At 62.5% G+C, this 15,533-nt stretch carries 18 protein-coding genes; 16 read left to right on the forward strand and 2 right to left on the reverse strand.

What is annotated here, in order from left to right; translation table 11 throughout:
• Genes B6S08_RS15000 through B6S08_RS15075 form a run of 16 tightly spaced genes read left to right on the forward strand, consistent with a single transcriptional unit; the run spans window position 1 to window position 13,803 of the window.
• Window positions 1–801, forward strand: coding sequence for a lysophospholipid acyltransferase family protein (locus tag B6S08_RS15000; RefSeq protein WP_094201616.1), 801 nt, complete (start codon window positions 1–3; stop codon window positions 799–801).
• Window positions 761–1,021 (forward strand): phosphopantetheine-binding protein, encoded by a 261-nt coding sequence (locus tag B6S08_RS15005; protein ID WP_094201617.1) that lies wholly within the window; start codon window positions 761–763, stop codon window positions 1,019–1,021. Before B6S08_RS15000 ends, B6S08_RS15005 begins: the two co-directional genes overlap by 41 nt.
• 9 nt (window positions 1,022–1,030) lie before the next feature.
• Entirely contained in the window at window positions 1,031–1,276 is a 246-nt protein-coding gene (locus B6S08_RS15010) for an acyl carrier protein (RefSeq protein WP_094201644.1), read from the forward strand.
• A gap of 5 nt (window positions 1,277–1,281) precedes the next feature.
• On the forward strand, window positions 1,282–1,824 hold the full coding sequence (locus B6S08_RS15015; RefSeq protein ID WP_094201618.1) for a COG4648 family protein: 543 nt from the start codon (window positions 1,282–1,284) through the stop codon (window positions 1,822–1,824).
• A complete protein-coding gene (locus B6S08_RS15020) occupies window positions 1,821–3,521 on the forward strand; it encodes an ApeI family dehydratase (protein WP_094201619.1) in 1,701 nt (566 codons plus the stop codon). The genes B6S08_RS15015 and B6S08_RS15020 overlap by 4 nt, the downstream gene beginning before the upstream one ends.
• Window positions 3,499–4,266 (forward strand): glycosyltransferase family 2 protein, encoded by a 768-nt coding sequence (locus B6S08_RS18575; protein ID WP_094201620.1) that lies wholly within the window; start codon window positions 3,499–3,501, stop codon window positions 4,264–4,266. Before B6S08_RS15020 ends, B6S08_RS18575 begins: the two co-directional genes overlap by 23 nt.
• Window positions 4,259–5,218, forward strand: a complete 960-nt coding sequence (locus tag B6S08_RS18580) for a lysophospholipid acyltransferase family protein (protein ID WP_094201621.1) — start codon at window positions 4,259–4,261, stop codon at window positions 5,216–5,218. The genes B6S08_RS18575 and B6S08_RS18580 overlap by 8 nt, the downstream gene beginning before the upstream one ends.
• Entirely contained in the window at window positions 5,215–5,622 is a 408-nt protein-coding gene (locus B6S08_RS15035; RefSeq protein ID WP_094201622.1) for an acyl-CoA thioesterase, read from the forward strand. Before B6S08_RS18580 ends, B6S08_RS15035 begins: the two co-directional genes overlap by 4 nt.
• Entirely contained in the window at window positions 5,619–6,185 is a 567-nt protein-coding gene (locus B6S08_RS15040) for an outer membrane lipoprotein carrier protein LolA (protein WP_094201623.1), read from the forward strand. The genes B6S08_RS15035 and B6S08_RS15040 overlap by 4 nt, the downstream gene beginning before the upstream one ends.
• A complete protein-coding gene (locus B6S08_RS15045; protein ID WP_141202207.1) occupies window positions 6,182–8,494 on the forward strand; it encodes an MMPL family transporter in 2,313 nt (770 codons plus the stop codon). The genes B6S08_RS15040 and B6S08_RS15045 overlap by 4 nt, the downstream gene beginning before the upstream one ends.
• Window positions 8,487–9,716, forward strand: a complete 1,230-nt coding sequence (locus B6S08_RS15050; RefSeq protein WP_094201625.1) for an NAD(P)/FAD-dependent oxidoreductase — start codon at window positions 8,487–8,489, stop codon at window positions 9,714–9,716. The genes B6S08_RS15045 and B6S08_RS15050 overlap by 8 nt, the downstream gene beginning before the upstream one ends.
• The gene (locus B6S08_RS15055) at window positions 9,704–10,240 is read left to right on the forward strand and encodes a DUF3261 domain-containing protein (RefSeq protein ID WP_094201626.1); all 537 of its coding nucleotides are present in this window, start codon (window positions 9,704–9,706) and stop codon (window positions 10,238–10,240) included. The genes B6S08_RS15050 and B6S08_RS15055 overlap by 13 nt, the downstream gene beginning before the upstream one ends.
• Window positions 10,237–11,406 carry a beta-ketoacyl-[acyl-carrier-protein] synthase family protein gene (locus B6S08_RS15060; protein WP_094201627.1) on the forward strand — a complete coding sequence of 390 codons (1,170 nt, stop codon included), beginning with the start codon at window positions 10,237–10,239 and terminating at the stop codon, window positions 11,404–11,406. Before B6S08_RS15055 ends, B6S08_RS15060 begins: the two co-directional genes overlap by 4 nt.
• Window positions 11,403–11,852, forward strand: coding sequence for a hotdog family protein (locus B6S08_RS15065; protein WP_094201628.1), 450 nt, complete (start codon window positions 11,403–11,405; stop codon window positions 11,850–11,852). Before B6S08_RS15060 ends, B6S08_RS15065 begins: the two co-directional genes overlap by 4 nt.
• Complete coding sequence (locus tag B6S08_RS15070; RefSeq protein WP_094201629.1) at window positions 11,852–12,577, forward strand: 3-ketoacyl-ACP reductase FabG2; 726 nt, start codon at window positions 11,852–11,854, stop codon at window positions 12,575–12,577. The genes B6S08_RS15065 and B6S08_RS15070 overlap by 1 nt, the downstream gene beginning before the upstream one ends.
• A complete protein-coding gene (locus B6S08_RS15075; protein ID WP_094201630.1) occupies window positions 12,577–13,803 on the forward strand; it encodes a beta-ketoacyl-ACP synthase in 1,227 nt (408 codons plus the stop codon). The genes B6S08_RS15070 and B6S08_RS15075 overlap by 1 nt, the downstream gene beginning before the upstream one ends.
• 335 nt (window positions 13,804–14,138) lie before the next feature.
• On the opposite strand, the gene catA is transcribed toward B6S08_RS15075, so the two are convergent.
• Window positions 14,139–15,077, reverse strand: coding sequence for a catechol 1,2-dioxygenase (catA, locus tag B6S08_RS15080; protein ID WP_094201631.1), 939 nt, complete (start codon window positions 15,075–15,077; stop codon window positions 14,139–14,141).
• A 55-nt stretch (window positions 15,078–15,132) separates the two neighbouring features.
• Complete coding sequence (gene catC, locus B6S08_RS15085) at window positions 15,133–15,423, reverse strand: muconolactone Delta-isomerase (RefSeq protein ID WP_094201632.1); 291 nt, start codon at window positions 15,421–15,423, stop codon at window positions 15,133–15,135.
• Between the last annotated feature and the right edge of the window lie 110 nt (window positions 15,424–15,533).

Genomic DNA, 15,533 nt, shown 5'->3' on the forward strand with positions numbered 1-15,533 from the left:
ATGCCGGCCTCTCTCAATCATCTGTGGCGCTGGTGCGCAACCGCCTTCAGTTTTCTGGTGTTCGGGCTGGGTGGCATATTGCTGCCGCTGCTGGCCCTGCCGGTACTGTACTGCCTGCCGGGTACCACAAGGCAGCGTGAACACCAGGGGCAGCGGCTGATCCATCATGTCTTTCGCGGCTATATCGGTATGATGAAAGGCCTGGGGGTGCTCAGCTACGAGGTGGAAAACCGGGAAAAACTGCGGGATGCCAGGTTGATACTGGCGAACCATCCGTCGCTTATCGATGTGGTTTTCCTTATCGCCCTGGTGCCCAATGCCAACTGTGTGGTGAAGGGCAAACTGCTCCGCAATCCCTTTACCCGGGGGGCGCTCAAACTCGCTGGCTATATCATCAACGAAGACAACGAAAAGGTGATTGCCGCAGCGGGAGACGCCTTTGCCAAAGGCGATGCACTGATTATCTTTCCCGAGGGAACCCGGACCACGCCAGGGATGCCGCTGAGCTTTAAAAGAGGGGCTGCCAATGTGGCGATCCGTAATGGCGCCGACATCACACCGGTACTGATCAGCTGTCGCCCCGGTACCCTGAGCAAGCAGGATCCCTGGTACCGAGTACCGGCGGCCAGGGTGCATGTTCGCATTCGCGTCAACGACACCATACCGGTGGCGGCTTGGCTGCGGGAAAGCGTCCCGTCCCTTGCTGCCCGCCAGTTAACGGCGGATCTCGCCGATTATTTTACTGAGGAGTTAACACGTTATGAGCAGCCTGCAGTTGGAAGTAAAGCAGATGATTATTGAGGCTCTCGATCTTGAAGATATCGAGGCGGAAGAAATTGACGACGATGATGCCCTCTTCGTTGATGGTCTTGGGCTGGACTCGATTGATGCGTTGGAAATCGGCCTGGCATTGCAGAAACGCTATGGCATCAAACTGAAAGCGGATTCAGAAGATACCAAAAAACATTTTGCCAGTGTGAACGCGCTGGCCGCCTTGATTCAAACCCAAACCGGACAATAAGTGAACCTCATGTCAGATCAGGAACAAATCTATCAGAAAATCGCCAGCGTGCTTGAAGAGCTGTTTGAAATCGATCCGGCGGATATTAATCCAGAGGCGAACCTGTATCAGGATCTGGATATCGACAGCATAGATGCCGTCGATCTGGTCGTGGAGCTGAAGAAGATGACCGGCAAGAAGATAAAGCCGGAGGACTTCAAATCGGTGCGCACGGTGCAGGATGTGGTGACTGAAGTCGAGAAACTGCTGAGCTGAATCCGGTGCTGCTGCGAACAACGACCATATTGCTGACCCTGGCCTATCCCTTTCTGGTGTATTGGGGTTTGCACCGCTTTGATGCCCTGGCGCTGCTGCCGGTGCTGCTGGTGATCTTGGGCATGCGCTGGCTGGGAGGTGGCGGACAGCAACACGAGCGTCTGGTGATCGTCGGCAGCGCCCTGGGGGTTGCCGCCGTTACCCTGGGGTGGGGTGCCCGGCTGGGGCTGCAATTCTACCCCGTGCTGGTGAATCTGAGCCTGTTGCTGGTGTTTGGCGGCAGCCTCTTTGGTTCCCGAACGGTGATCGAGCGGCTGGCCCGGCTCAGGGAGCCAGATCTGCCGCCGGAAGGGGTGGCCTATACCCGTAAGGTCACCCAGGCCTGGTGCGTGTTTTTTGCGCTGAACGGGGCCGTGTCGGCAGGCACCATGCTCTGGGCGTCCCCCGCCGTCTGGGCACTGTACAACGGCCTGATCGCCTATCTTCTTATCGGCCTGATGCTGGCGGGGGAGTGGGTGATCCGGCGGCGGGTCAGGAGCGCCGTATGAGTGCACTGATCCCTTTGTCTGACTGGCTGCGCCAGGCACCGGAACGACCGGTGGCGGTGGGGGCCGATGGCATGGTAAGCCGTCGCGAGCTGGAGGCCCGGGTGGCCTGGTGGTACCGGCGGCTGCCGGCCAGGCCGGGACAGCGCTGGGCCCTTTATCATCAGGATACGGTCGAGTTCGCGGCCATGTTGCTGGCGCTGTGGCAACGGGGAAGCACCGTCTGCCTGCCCGGGGACAACCGGCCGGCTACCCATGCCCGGCTGCAGCCCCGGGTGGCCGGCTTTGCCGGTCAGTTTCCGGGCGTTGAGGCCCACTATCGGGACGCCCCTCCGTTATCCTCATCCTTGCCGGACTGGCAGCCCCTGACGGCGGACTTTCCGGCGCTGGAGCTGTATACCTCCGGCTCCACCGGGGCGCCCAAGCCCATCGTCAAAACCGTGGCCCAGCTTGAAAGCGAGCTGGCGGCACTGGAGCGGCGCTGGCCCGGCCCGGAGGAAGCCCGAGCCGTGGTGGTGGCGACCGTGAGTCATCAGCACCTGTACGGACTGACCTTCCGCCTGCTCTGGCCGCTGTGCCGGGGCCAGCTGTTCGAGGCGGAGATCTGTCAGCTGACCGAAGATGTGTTTCGTCGCGCCCGGCGCTACCCGCACTTCGTGCTGGTGTCCACCCCGTCTCACCTGAGCCGGCTGAATCCGGCGCTGGACTGGCACAGCCTGCGGCTCAGTTGCCATGCCGTGCTGTCGTCGGCGGCCCCCCTGCAACGGGCGGACAGCCTGCGGGTGGCGGTGCTGCTGGATGCCCAGATACGGGAAATTTATGGCAGCTCGGAAACGGGGGCCGTGGCCTGGCGAGTTCAGACCCCGACCAGTGAGGCCGGCTGGCGGCCCCTGCCGGGGCTGGACTGTGAGCTGACCCCGGAGGGCCGGCTGTTGGTGACCGGCCCCCAGCTTGAGGGCGGCCGACAGTTGCTGGCCGACCGTGCGACGCTGTCGGAAGACGGCGGCTTCGCCCTGCTGGGGCGCGCCGATCGCATCGTCAAGATTGAAGGCAAGCGCATTTCGCTGGCCGAGGTGGAGCAGGTGGCCGAGGAGCAGCCCCTGATCAAGATCGCCAGGGCCCTGGCGCTGAGCCGGCGGCGGACCGAGATCGCCCTGGTGGCGGAGCTGACTCCGGAAGGCCGGCAGTTTTTACAGACCCGGGGCAAGCCGGCGCTGGTGCGCCGGCTGCGGGAGGCATTTGCCCGCCATTTCGAGCCGGTGGCGCTGCCGCGACGCTGGCGTTTTACAGAGCAGATGCCCTACAACCAGCAGGGCAAGATTACGGTGGATTCATTAATGGCGATGTTCCGGCAGCAGGATGTTAAATGGCCCGAGGTGCTTGGCCAGACGATCACCGGGCGGAGTGCGGATCTGGCGCTGGCCATACCGGCAACCCTGATTTATTTTGACGGCCACTTTGCCGGCAACCCCATTTTGCCGGGCATTACCCAAGTGCACTGGGCCGAACATTACGGGCGCACCCTGCTGGGAGTGGAGGGCACCTTCTGCCGCCTGGAGGTGGCCAAGTTTCAGCAGGTAATTTTTCCCGATGCCAGGGTGACGCTGGGGATGGAATATCAGGCTGACAGGCAAAAGCTGGCGTTTCGTTATTTTTCGGACAAGGGAGTGCATTCCAGTGGACGCATCTGCTTCAGCTGAACCGGGGCTGCAGGCCGCCGTGGTGATTCCGGTTTACAACCATGAAGAGGCCATTGGCCCCACCCTGGCCCGGGTGCTGGAATACGGCTATCCGGTATTGCTGGTGGATGATGGCAGCTCGGCCGCCTGCCGCGACGAGCTGATCCGGCTCGACCGGCACTATGGCGACAAGGTGCGTCTGCTCCGGCTGGAGCAGAACGGCGGCAAGGGGGCCGCGGTCAAGGTCGGCCTGAGGCGGCTGCTGGAGCTAGGTTACAGCCATGGGATCCAGATTGATGCCGATGGCCAGCACGATCTGGCCGATCTGCCCCGTTTTATGGCCATGGGCGCGCAACACCCCCAGGCCCTGATCTCCGGCTATCCCCGTTACGATGCCTCCGTGCCAGCGCTGCGTTATTACGCCCGTTACCTGACCCATGTCTGGGTCTGGATCAACACGCTTTCGTTTCGGATCAAGGACGCCATGTGCGGCTTTCGGCTCTATCCGCTGGCCCGGGTGGTGCGGCTGCTGGATGAGGAGCCCTGCGGTAACCGCATGGACTTCGATCCCGAGGTACTGGTGCGCTGGTGCTGGCGCGGACTGCCGGTGGTCAACCTGCCCACCCGGGTGCACTATCCGCTGGATGGGGTATCCCACTTCAAGGCGGTCAGGGACAACGCCCTGATCTCGCTGATGCACACCCGGCTGTTCTTCGGCATGCTGGTGCGGTTGCCGGCCATGCTCAGGCGGCGTTGCCATGGCTGAGGGCGGCAAGCACTGGGCCGGGATCGGAGAGGCCGGCACCCTGCTGGGGATGAAAAGCCTGCTGCTGGCCTATCGTCTGTTTGGCCGGACGGGATTCCGCATCCTGCTGCTGCCGGTGATGACCTATTTCTACCTGAGACGCCGACAGGCCCGGCAGGCGTCCCGGGCCTATCTGCGGCGGGTGGCGCGTCAGCTGCCCCCGGAGCAGCGCGCCGGGCTGACCCCTTTCCGCCATTTCTGGGGCTTTGGCGAAATCCTGCTGGACAAGTTGCTGGTCTGGATGGGGCATATCCGCCCCCGGGATGTGATCTTCGAAACCCCGGCGGCCTTTGACGAGGTCGACCAGGGCCGTAGCGGCGGCATTATTATCGTCTCTCACCTGGGGAATACCGAAGTGTGCAGCGCTCTGGCCCATCAGTTGCCGGATATCGCCGTGACCATGCTGGTGCACACCCGTCATGCCGAGAAGTTCAACCGGCTGATGAAGCAGGCTCATGGCCATGCCAGCATCAGCCTGATGCAGGTGACCGAGATGTCGCCGGCCACCGCTATGGTGCTGGCGGAGCGTGTCGAGGCGGGGGAATACATAGTGATCGCGGGAGATCGCACCCCGGTGCAGGGCGGTGGCCGCACCTCGACGGCGACGTTTCTGGGGGAGGAGGCGGAATTTCCCCAAGGGGCCTTTATTCTGGCCAGCCTGTTGCGCTGCCCCCTGTATCTGATGTTCTGCCTCAAGCAGTCAGGCCGTTATCACCTCTACCTGGAAAGGTTCAGCCGGCGGCTGGTGCTGCCGCGGGGGCAGCGGGAGGCGGGATTGCAGCGGGCGGTGCAGGCCTATGCCGACCGTCTGGCGGCTTATTGCCGCAAGGCCCCCTTGCAGTGGTTCAACTTTTTCCCTTTCTGGCTGGCCGATCAGCACGCGGCCGGCCCCGATAAGCAGGACAAGCCATGATTAAAGCCGAAGTCACGCTTGAAATTCCCTTTCATGATGTTGATGTCATGCGGGTCGCCTGGCACGGGCATTATGCCAAGTATCTGGAGATTGCGCGTTGTGCGCTGCTGGACAAGATCGATTACAACTGCCCGCAGATGGAGGACTCCGGCTATGTGTGGCCGGTGATCGATTTGCATATCCGCTATGCTCAGCCCCTGCGCTTTCAGCAGAAGATCAGGGTGGAGGCCAGCCTGGCCGAATGGGAGCACAGGCTCAGGATTAACTATGTGATCAGCGATGCCGACAGCGGTCAACGCCTGACCCGGGCCAGCACTGTGCAGGTGGCGGTGGAGGCCGCCAGCGGGGAAATGCAGTATGCCTCGCCGGCGGTGCTGCTGCACAAGCTGGGGCTGACCGAATGAAGAAGGTGCTGTTGTTGCTGGCCGCCCTGTGGTGGCAGCTCCCGGTTCAGGCGGCGGCCTCCGACTATCAGGCGCTGGCAGCCCTGATGCAGTCGCCTCAGAGCCTGAACGGTGGCTTTGAGCAAGTCAGGTATCTGGCGGCGCTGGATACCGACATCAGATCGGAAGGCCGCTTCTCCTATGAGGCCGGCAGCCATATCCGCTGGCATACCTTGAGCCCCATTGAAAACCTGCTGACCCTGACCCCGGAGCGCATTACCAGCGAGCAGAACGGCACCCTGCTGTCCCGGCTGGAAACCCGGAGCAATCCGGTGGTGGCCCTGTTCAGCGATATTTTTTTCGGGGTCATGACGGCCCGCTGGGACAGCCTGTCCCAGCACTTTGAGGTGCAGAGCCGGATTACCGGCCCCCGCTGGCAGGCGACCCTGCTCCCGCGGGAAGCGAGTCTCGCCCGGCTGGTTATCCGCATTGAGCTGAAGGGCGACGGCTATCTGCGGGAGGCGCGCCTGTTTGAGGCGGGAGGGGACAGCACCCGCATCCGCTTCCTTGATTTGCCCCAATGAACAGGATGCGGGCCGGTGCCCTGCTGTGGCTGGCGGTGATCCTGACCCTGTGCCTGTCGGCCTGGCAGCGGGGGCTGGTGGTCGATACCAGCCTGATGGCGTTGCTGCCGGTGGATGAGCAGCAACCCCTGCTCAAACGGGCCACCGAACGGCAGGCGGCGGAATTTGCAGACAAGCTGGTGCTGGTGGTCACCGCCGATGACGATAATCAGGCCCGGGCGGCGGTGCAGCTGGCGGCCAGCCGGTTGCAGGCGCTGGACGGCCTGGCCCGGCTGACCTGGCAGGCCCCCGCCGGCGGACAGGCGCTGGAGGAGCTTTACCCTTACCGTTTTACCTTGCTGAACCCCGAGGTCCGGGAGCGCCTTGGCCGGGAGCAGGGGGCCTTGCAATACCGGCTGGCCCTGCAGCAGTTGATGAGCCCCTTGTCGCCCGTGGTCCTGGATCCCATCGGGGATCCTTTTGGCCTCTATGGTGAGCTGGCCCTGTCGTTGCAGGCCGGGGTACCGGTCGGCATGGACCGGGGCCTGCTGCGCCTGACTGCCGCCGACCGCCCCGCCTATCTGCTCAGCCTGCAACTGGCGGCGGATCCCTTCAGCCTTGAGGTACAGCAGGCGGTGCTGGCAGTGCTGACGCCGCTGACGGCGGAGTTGCGGCAGCAGCAGGTCGGCTTCTATCGCTCCGGTCTGTTGCTCCATGCGGCGGCGGGGGCCGAGCGAGCCCGGGGGGAAATATCCACCATAGGGCTGGGCTCCCTGGCGGGCATAGTGCTGTTGATCCTGCTGGTGTTCAGAAGCCTGTGGCCCCTGGGGCTGGCGCTGCTGCCGGTGCTGGTGGGCTCTTTGGTGGCGGTGGCCGCCACCCTGCTGCTATTCGGGCGTATTCACATGATTACGGTGGCCTTTGGCGCGGGTCTGGTCGGGGTGGCGGTGGATTATGCCATGCACTTTATTTGCGAGGCCCGAGTGTTGCCCCGAGAGCGGATCACCGCAAGGCTCTTTGCCGGCCTGCTGCTGGGGCTGCTGTCCAGCGTGATTGCCTACACCGGGCTGGCGCTGGCCCCCTTTCCGGGACTGCGGCAGATGGCGGTGTTTTGTGCCCTGGGGCTGGTGGCCGCCTGGCTGACCGTGTTGCTCTGGCTGCCGTTGCTGAGCCGCCGGCAGCACCTTACTCCCCTGGCCGCCGCCGGCTGGCTGGCGCGGTTGCGCAATGTCTATCCCCGGCTGGATGGTCGACCCCGGCTGACGGGGCTGCTGCTGGTGGCCGGCCTGCTGGGAGGCCTGGTGATCTGGCAGGGGGTACCCCGGGACGATGTGAGGCTGCTGCAAACCTCGCCCGCGGTCCTGCTGGTCGAGGACCGACAGGTGCAGGCCTGGCTGGGTAATGGCAGCAGCGCCGTGTTCCTGCTGGTGCGCGGTGCCGATTTTGAGCAGGTACTGAGCACCGAAGAGCGGTTGCAGGCCGGGCTGGCCCGCTTGCAGCGGGAGCATGGCCTGCAGGGCTACAGCGCTCTGTCCCAGGTGCTGCCCTCGCTCCAGCGTCAGGCCGATAACGCCCAACAGGTAAAGGCGCTGTATCGGGCCCGGTGGCCGGCCCTGGCCGATGTGCTGCACCTGTCCGGAGAGCAGCGTGCCCTGGCATGGATGGAAATGGAGCGGACGGCAGATACCCGTCTGACGCCGGAACAATGGCAAGCGTTGCAGGCAAGTCGGCTCTGGTCTTCCCATATTATCAGCGACAGTCAGGGAGAGGTGGCCACCCTTATCCGCCTCAAGGGAGAGTTGAGCCCCGGGCTGAAACAGGCCCTGAGCGAGCTGGCCGAGGGGGAGCCGGATGTGCAGCTGGTCGATCAGTTGGAGAATATCAGCGAGCTGATGGCTCGTTACCGGGCCGAGATCGTCTACTGGCTGCTGCTGGCCTATAGCGCCGTTATCCTGATGCTGATGCTGCGTTACCGCCGCCGTTGCTGGCGCATTGTGCTGCCGCCGCTGCTGGCGTCCCTGCTGACCTTTGCCGGCTTTTTGCTGCTTAACGATGGCTACAACCTGTTTAATTTGATCGCCCTGATGCTGGTGCTGGGCATTGGCCTGGATATGGGGATCTTTCTGCATGAGCGTAACGACAGCGATCACACCTGGCTGGCGGTCAGTCTGTCGGCGTTCAGCAGCTTGCTGGCATTCGGTCTGCTGGCCCTGAGCCAGACCCCGGTGCTTTATCACTTTGGTGCCATCGTCCTGCCGGGGCTGTTACTGACCTGGCTGTTGGCCCCCCTTATGCGTGACCCTTCCGAAGGAGAAAGAATGAATGGCTGAGCAGGGAACTTATGATGTCATTGTCATCGGTGCCGGACCCTCCGGTGCCGTGGCGGCGGCGTCGCTGGTCAGGTATGGCTACCGGGTGCTGGTGCTGGAGCGGCAGCATTTTCCCCGTTTTTCCATCGGCGAAAGCCTGCTACCGCAAAGCATGGCGTTTCTGGAGCAGGTCGGCATGCTGCAGGACGTAGTGGAGGCCGGCTTTCAGCACAAGAACGGCGCCGCCTTCTGCCGGGGTTACGACTACGACTTTTTTGATTTTCGCCAGAAATTCTCCGCCGGCTGGGGCACCACCTATCAGGTGCAGCGCAGTCAGTTCGACAAGACCCTGGCCGACTGTGCCGAGCGCCAGGGGGCCGAGATCCGTTATGGCCAGACGGTGACGGCGGTTTCCCGCCATGACGCCGGCGTGGTGGTGGATGTGCTGGCCGAAACGGGCGAGGCCTACCGGATGGAAGCCGGCTTTTTGCTTGACGGCAGCGGCTTCGGCCGAGTGCTGCCGCGCCTGCTGCAGCTGGAAAAGGCCTCCACTCTGGGCGCCCGGCTGGCCTTGTTTACCCATGTGGAAGACAGAATTGTCGATCCGCGTTTTGATCGCAACAAGATCCTGATCACGGTGCACCCCTTCGTGCCCGAGATCTGGTACTGGCTGATCCCCTTCAGCAATGGCCGGGCCTCGGTGGGCGTGGTGTTGCCCAGAGACAGGTTTGACGAAGAGAGCATGGACAGGCTGGCCACCCTGCAGGGTTATATCGCCGAGGGCGGCATGCTGAGCGAGTTTCTGTCCAATGCCCTGTTCGATACTCCCATGCGGAAGCTGGAAGGCTACTCCAGCGATGTGGAGCGGCTCTATGGTGATCGTTTTGTCCTGTTGGGCAACGCTGGCGAATTTCTCGATCCTGTGTTTTCATCCGGCGTCACCATCGCGCTCAAATCTGCCACCCTGGCGGCGGCCACGGTACACCGTCAACTGCAGGGACTGAACCCCGACTGGCAGCAGGAATATGAGATCCCGCTGCGAACCGGCATTGATACCTTCAGGGTGTTTGTGGAGGGCTGGTATGACGGACGGCTGCAGGATGTGATCTTCGCCAACAACAAGAGCGAGGGGGTCAAGGCGATGATCAGCTCCATCCTCGCCGGTTATGCCTGGGACAGCAACAATCCCTATGTCAGCGAGCCGGCCCGGCTCTCGACCCTGGCCGAGCTATGTCGCGGCTGATCCTGCTGCTGAGTGCGGCCTGCCTGCTGGCGGGCTGCGCCCTGAACCGCCCGGCCCCGGAGCCGTTGTTGCTGCCGCCGGCGGAGGGGCCGGCACCGGTATTGCTGAAGCAGACCCTGGCCATGGAGTCCCGGGGCGAGCGGCTGCAGTTTCTAGTGGTGGGCCGGTTTGACCATCAGCGGAGCAGGCTGGCGGCCCTGATGGCCACGGGGCAGCCGCTGATGACCCTGGAATACGACGGGCGGCAATTGCGGCAGCAGGTGAATATTCCGGCTGAGCTGCCCGCTAGGGCGATACTGGCGACGATTCAGTTGGCGCTCTGGCCCGCAGACGCGCTGAGCCGTTATTACCCGCCGGAGGCGGGCTGGGCACTGGAGATGGAAGCGAACCGGCGGCGCTTGTGGCATGATGGCGTGCCGCTGCTTGATGTGGTTCACGAAGGAGACAGCACCCGGGTCATCAACCATCTGGGGGAATATAGCGTTACCATACAGACACTGGAAGAAAGGAAGTTGGCACAGTGAAGCGGTGTTACCTGAATGCCATGGCCATGGTCAGTGCCATGGGGGCAGACCGGCAGTCGGCCTGCCACCGCCTGCAACAGGGCGAGTCTGGGCTGGTGCTGACGGACGACTTCAGTCCCGGACGGCCCATGCTCCTAGGACTCTGTCGCGGCGAGCTGCCGGCGGTGACCCTGAGCGAGACCCATTGGCACAGCCGCAACAACCGTCTGGCACTGGCGGCGCTGAACCAGATCCGGGATGCTGTCACCCAGGCCGCCGGTCGGTTTGGCCGGCACCGTATTGGTGTGGTGATCGGCACCTCTACCTCCGGCATCGGCGACAGTGAAGCGGCCCTGAAACACAGGGCCGCCACCGGTACCCTGCCCCCCGAATATGACTACCGCATGCAGGAAATGGGCGCGACGGCGGCCTTTATTGCCGCCGAATTGCAACTGGGCGGCCCCGTGTTCGGTATTTCCACGGCCTGCTCCTCCGGGGCCAAGGCGCTGGCGTCCGCCCGTCGGCTGTTGCGGGCGGGGGTCTGCGACGCCGTGGTGGCCGGTGGGGTGGATACCCTCTGCCAGCTGACGGTGCAGGGCTTTTCCGCTCTGGAGGCGGTCAGCGACCACCTGTGCAATCCGTTCAGTGCGAATCGCCGCGGTATCAATATCGGGGAAGGGGCCGGGCTGTTTATGCTCAGCCGGGAGCCGGGCGGGGTGGAGCTTGCCGGCGTGGGGGAAAGCTCGGATGCCCATCATATTTCTGCCCCGGATCCCGGCGGGGCGGGGGCCATGGCCTGCATGAGGGCGGCGCTGGCCGATGCCGGCATCGAACCCGGAGCGGTGGACTATATCAATTTGCACGGCACCGCCACCCAGCTGAACGATCAGATGGAGGCGCGGGCCGTCGCGGAGGTATTCGGCGGCGGCGTGCCCTGCAGTTCCACCAAGCCGCTGACCGGTCATACCCTGGGGGCCGCCGGCGCGCTGGAGGCCGGGATCGGCTGGTTGGTGCTGACCGAAGGGCTGGTGCCACGCCATGTGTGGGATGGCCAACCGGACCCGGGTCTGCCCGGCCTTAATCTGGTAACGACGCCGGTGTCAGGAGGTAAGCCCGAATATGTATTGAGCAACTCCTTTGCCTTTGGCGGTAACAATATCTCTTTGATTTTGAGAAGAGTGTCATGAAATCTGAGTTTAATGTAGATGAACTGGTCCCTCACTCCGGGCGGATGAGCCTGTTGTCGGAGATCACCGGATACGGTGAAGACTGGTTGTCGGCGGCGGTGGACATTACCCCGGCCTCCATGTTCGCGGATGAACAGGGGGTGCCGTCCTGGGTGGGACTGGAGTACATGGCCCAGGCTATAGGTGCTTGGGCCGGCCTGCAGGAACGCAAGCAGGGGCGGACGCCCAGGCTGGGTTTTTTGCTCGGCACCCGAAAATACAGCGTGCCGGTGGCTTGGTTCCTCCCGGGTGAGCGCATACACGTTAAGGTGACCAGAAACATGCAGGCGGAAAATGGCCTGTGCGCCTTTGACTGTGAACTCCAGGGCCGGGATTACGAAGTAACGGCAAGCCTGAATATCTATCAGCCGGAAGACGCCGACGTGTTTTTACGGGATGCAAAATAATGACAGCAACAATTTTGGTTACCGGCTCCAGCAGGGGTATCGGTAGGGGCATCGCCCTGCAACTGGCCCGGGACGGCTTTGATCTGGTGCTGCACTGCCGTTCGGGCCGTGCCGCCGCCGACGCGGTGGCCCAGGAGATCGAAGCGCTGGGCCGCCAGGCCCGGGTCCTGCAATTCGATATTGCCGACCGGGAGCTGTGCCGCCGGGTACTGGAGCTGGATGTGGAAACCCATGGCGCCTACTATGGCGTGGTCTGCAATGCAGGGGTGTCCCGGGACAATGCCTTTCCGGCCATCCCGGAAGAAGATTGGGACCTGGTGCTCAGAACCAATCTCGACGGCTTTTACAATGTGCTGCACCCGCTGATGATGCCCATGATTCGGCGCAGAAAACCCGGCCGCATCGTGACTCTGTCTTCGGTCTCCGGTGAAATGGGCAACCGGGGTCAGGTGAATTACAGTGCCGCCAAGGCGGGCATTATCGGGGCCACCAAGGCCCTGGCCGTGGAGCTGGCCAGGCGCAAGATTACGGTGAACTGCGTTGCTCCGGGTTTGATTGAAACCGATATGACCGAGGACGTGCCCATGGAGGAAGCGCTGAAGATGATTCCGATGCAACGGACAGGCAGTGTCGACGAGGTGGCGGCAACGGTCAGCTTTCTGATGTCCGAAGGGGCCGGTTATATCACCCGCCAAGTGATCTCGGTAAATGGTGGAATGTATTGATGAAACGGGTTGTGATTACGGGGATGGCGGGTTTTTCTCCCATCGGCAACGACTGGCAGACCATCAGGGATAACCTTGCCGCCGGTCGCAGCGGTATTGTCAGAATGGATGACTGGGACCGTTACGATGGGCTGAATACCCGGCTGGCGGCACCGGTGCGGGATTTTGCCATGCCGGCCCATTACACCAGAAAGGCGCTACGTAGTATGGGCCGGGTGGCTCAGCTCGGGGTGTATGCAACCGAGCTGGCACTTGAGGATGCGGGCCTGCTGGGCAGTGAGGAGCTGGGTAACGGCCGAGTCGGGGTTTCGTTTGGTTCCTCCGCTGGCGACAGCCTGGCCCTGGCGGATTTTGGCAATATGCTGATGAACCATTCATCGGATGGGCTGAATGCCAACTCCTATATCAAGATGATGGCCCATACCACTCCGGTGAACATTGGCGTGCATTTCGGCCTTCGTGGCCGGGTGATCACCACCTCTAGCGCCTGTACCTCGGGCAGCCAAGGCATTGGCTATGCCTATGAGGCGATCAAGTTCGGCAGTCAGGATGTGATGGTGGCCGGAGGCAGCGAGGGTCTGTGCGCCACCGAGGCCGCCGTGTTCGATACCCTGTATGCGACCAGCGTGGCCAACGGCACTCCCCATCTTTCGCCCCGACCCTTTGACCGGGATCGGGACGGGCTGGTGATCGGTGAAGGGGGCGGCGCACTTATTCTGGAAGAGCTGGAGCACGCCCGGGGGCGTGGCGCGCGGATTTACGCCGAAATTGTCGGCTTTGGCACTAATTCCGATGGCACTCATGTGACCCAGCCCAATGCCGGCACCATGGAAGTCGCCATCCGTCAGGCCCTGGAAAGTGCGGCCCTGCCCGCTTCATCCGTCGGTTACGTCAGTGCCCATGGCACCGCCACCGGCCGGGGAGATATTGCCGAAAGCCGGGCGACTGCAGCGGTATTCGGCAGCAACACCCCGATAAGCTCCCTGAAAAGCTATACCGGCCATACCCTGGGTGCCTGCGGTGTACTGGAGGCCTGGACCGCCATTGAAATGATGAGTGAGGGTTGGTTCTGCCCGACCGTCAATCTGGACAATGTAGACCCGGAATGCGCAGAACTCGATTACATCATGCATGAAATACGCAAAGTCGACACGGAATACGTGATGAGTAACAACTTTGCCTTTGGCGGCATCAATACCTCACTAATCTTTAAACGCTGGGTCTGATATTTACATCATTGAGTAAGGAACGGCAGCTCAAGCCAAAGTCCTGAATAGTAAGAAAAGGATTCAAGTGGTTCAGCATAATTCGCCCGCTAATATTGGCGAATACGCAACATACATTTGCCAGGTTACATTATTATCCATGGGTGGGTGAGATGCTCGGATGTTCAGAAAACATGCCGGCCCTTTGATCTATCCGGGGAGGAAAGGATTTTCTGGGTCATAAGGCCAGGAGCTGGCTTAAACGGGAAGTCATCATCACCACTAAATGCAAAAGGGGCCGAAAGGCCCCTTTCCGATCAGGTGAGGGTTTGCTTGATAACTGACCCGGCGAGTTTTCAGGCGATGTCGTCTTCCAGGGCGCGCTTGCGCTCGTGGCGCTGCTGGTGCTCGGGCTTGTCGGACGCCACCAGCTGAATATTGAATTCCACTCGAGTGAACGGCTGGTTCAGGCCGTACTGCTCGGCGGCGGCGGCGTCGTCGATGCGCACGGCGTCGCACACCAGCTCTTCACGGGTGGCAAAGGCGAAGTCATCGTAGGTGTATTCGTCACCGGCCAGGTTGATCTGGGTGGTCAGGTGCTTGTAGCCCGGCTTGGACACGAAGTAGTGAATGTGGGCCGGACGGCGGCCGTGGCGGCCCAGCTGGTTCAGCAGCGCCTGGGTGGCGCCCTCGGGCGGGCAGCCGTAACCGGACGGAATGATGCTTTGCGCGGTATAGCGGCCATCGGCGTCGGTGCGAATGCTGCGGCGCAGGTTGTATTCGCTCTGGGACGGGTCGAAGTAGGAGTAGCCCCCCTTGAGATCGGCGTGCCAGATCTCCACCAGGGTGTTGGCCAGCGGCTGGCCGTCCTGGTCGGTGACCACACCGGTCAGGATCATGGTGTCGCCGTCCTGAGTGCCGTCGTCCATGCGGGCGAAGCCCTCGGACTCCGGGGCGCCGGCCACATACAGCGGGCCTTCAATGGTGCGCGGGGTACCGCCGGCCAGGCCGGCCAGCTCGTCGGCGGCGTCCATGCGAATGTCCAGGTACTTGTCCATGCCCAGGCCGGGAGCGAGCAGGGCGGCTTCGCCGTTCTTGCCCAGGTCGTTGATATAGTAAACGGCGCTCCAGAATTCTTCCGGGGTGATGTCCAGGTCTTCGATGAGCTGGAAGACGTCGCGCATCACGCGGTGCACGATGGTCTTGACCCGCTCGTTGCCACCGGCCTGGTTCAGACCGGCGACTTTTTCCAGCAGCTCTTTTACCTCGGGGGTATGGGTGGTTTTCACAGACATGATATTGCTCCTTGCATCTTTTTTATGATTTGGTCGCAGGGGGGACGAACGTCGGTTAACGGTCATCCTGATGAATGGAGGACGGGTGCCGGCACAGGGGCGCCACCTGAATGTCCATGTAGGGAAACAGTGGCAGGTTGCTGATCAGATCCTGCAATTCGGCGTTGTCGGCCACATCAAAAATGCTGACGTTGGCGTAGCTGCCGGCCACCCGCCACAGGTGGCGCCATTTGCCCTGGGTCTGCAGCTCCTGGGCATAGGCCTTCTCCCGGGCCTTGATCTCGGCGGCCACCTCGGCCGGCATGTCGTGGGGCAGATTGACCTTCATCTCGACTTTAAACAGCATGGTTGTCTTCCTGTTACGCGTGGGGGGCGAGTGATGACTTGCGGCGGTATTCGGCCAGCTTGTCTTCGTTGAGGGTGACGCCCAGGCCCGGCCCGGCGGGCAGGGTGACG

Source organism: Oceanimonas doudoroffii (genome assembly GCF_002242685.1).
Taxonomy (GTDB): Bacteria; Pseudomonadota; Gammaproteobacteria; order Enterobacterales; family Aeromonadaceae; genus Oceanimonas; species Oceanimonas doudoroffii.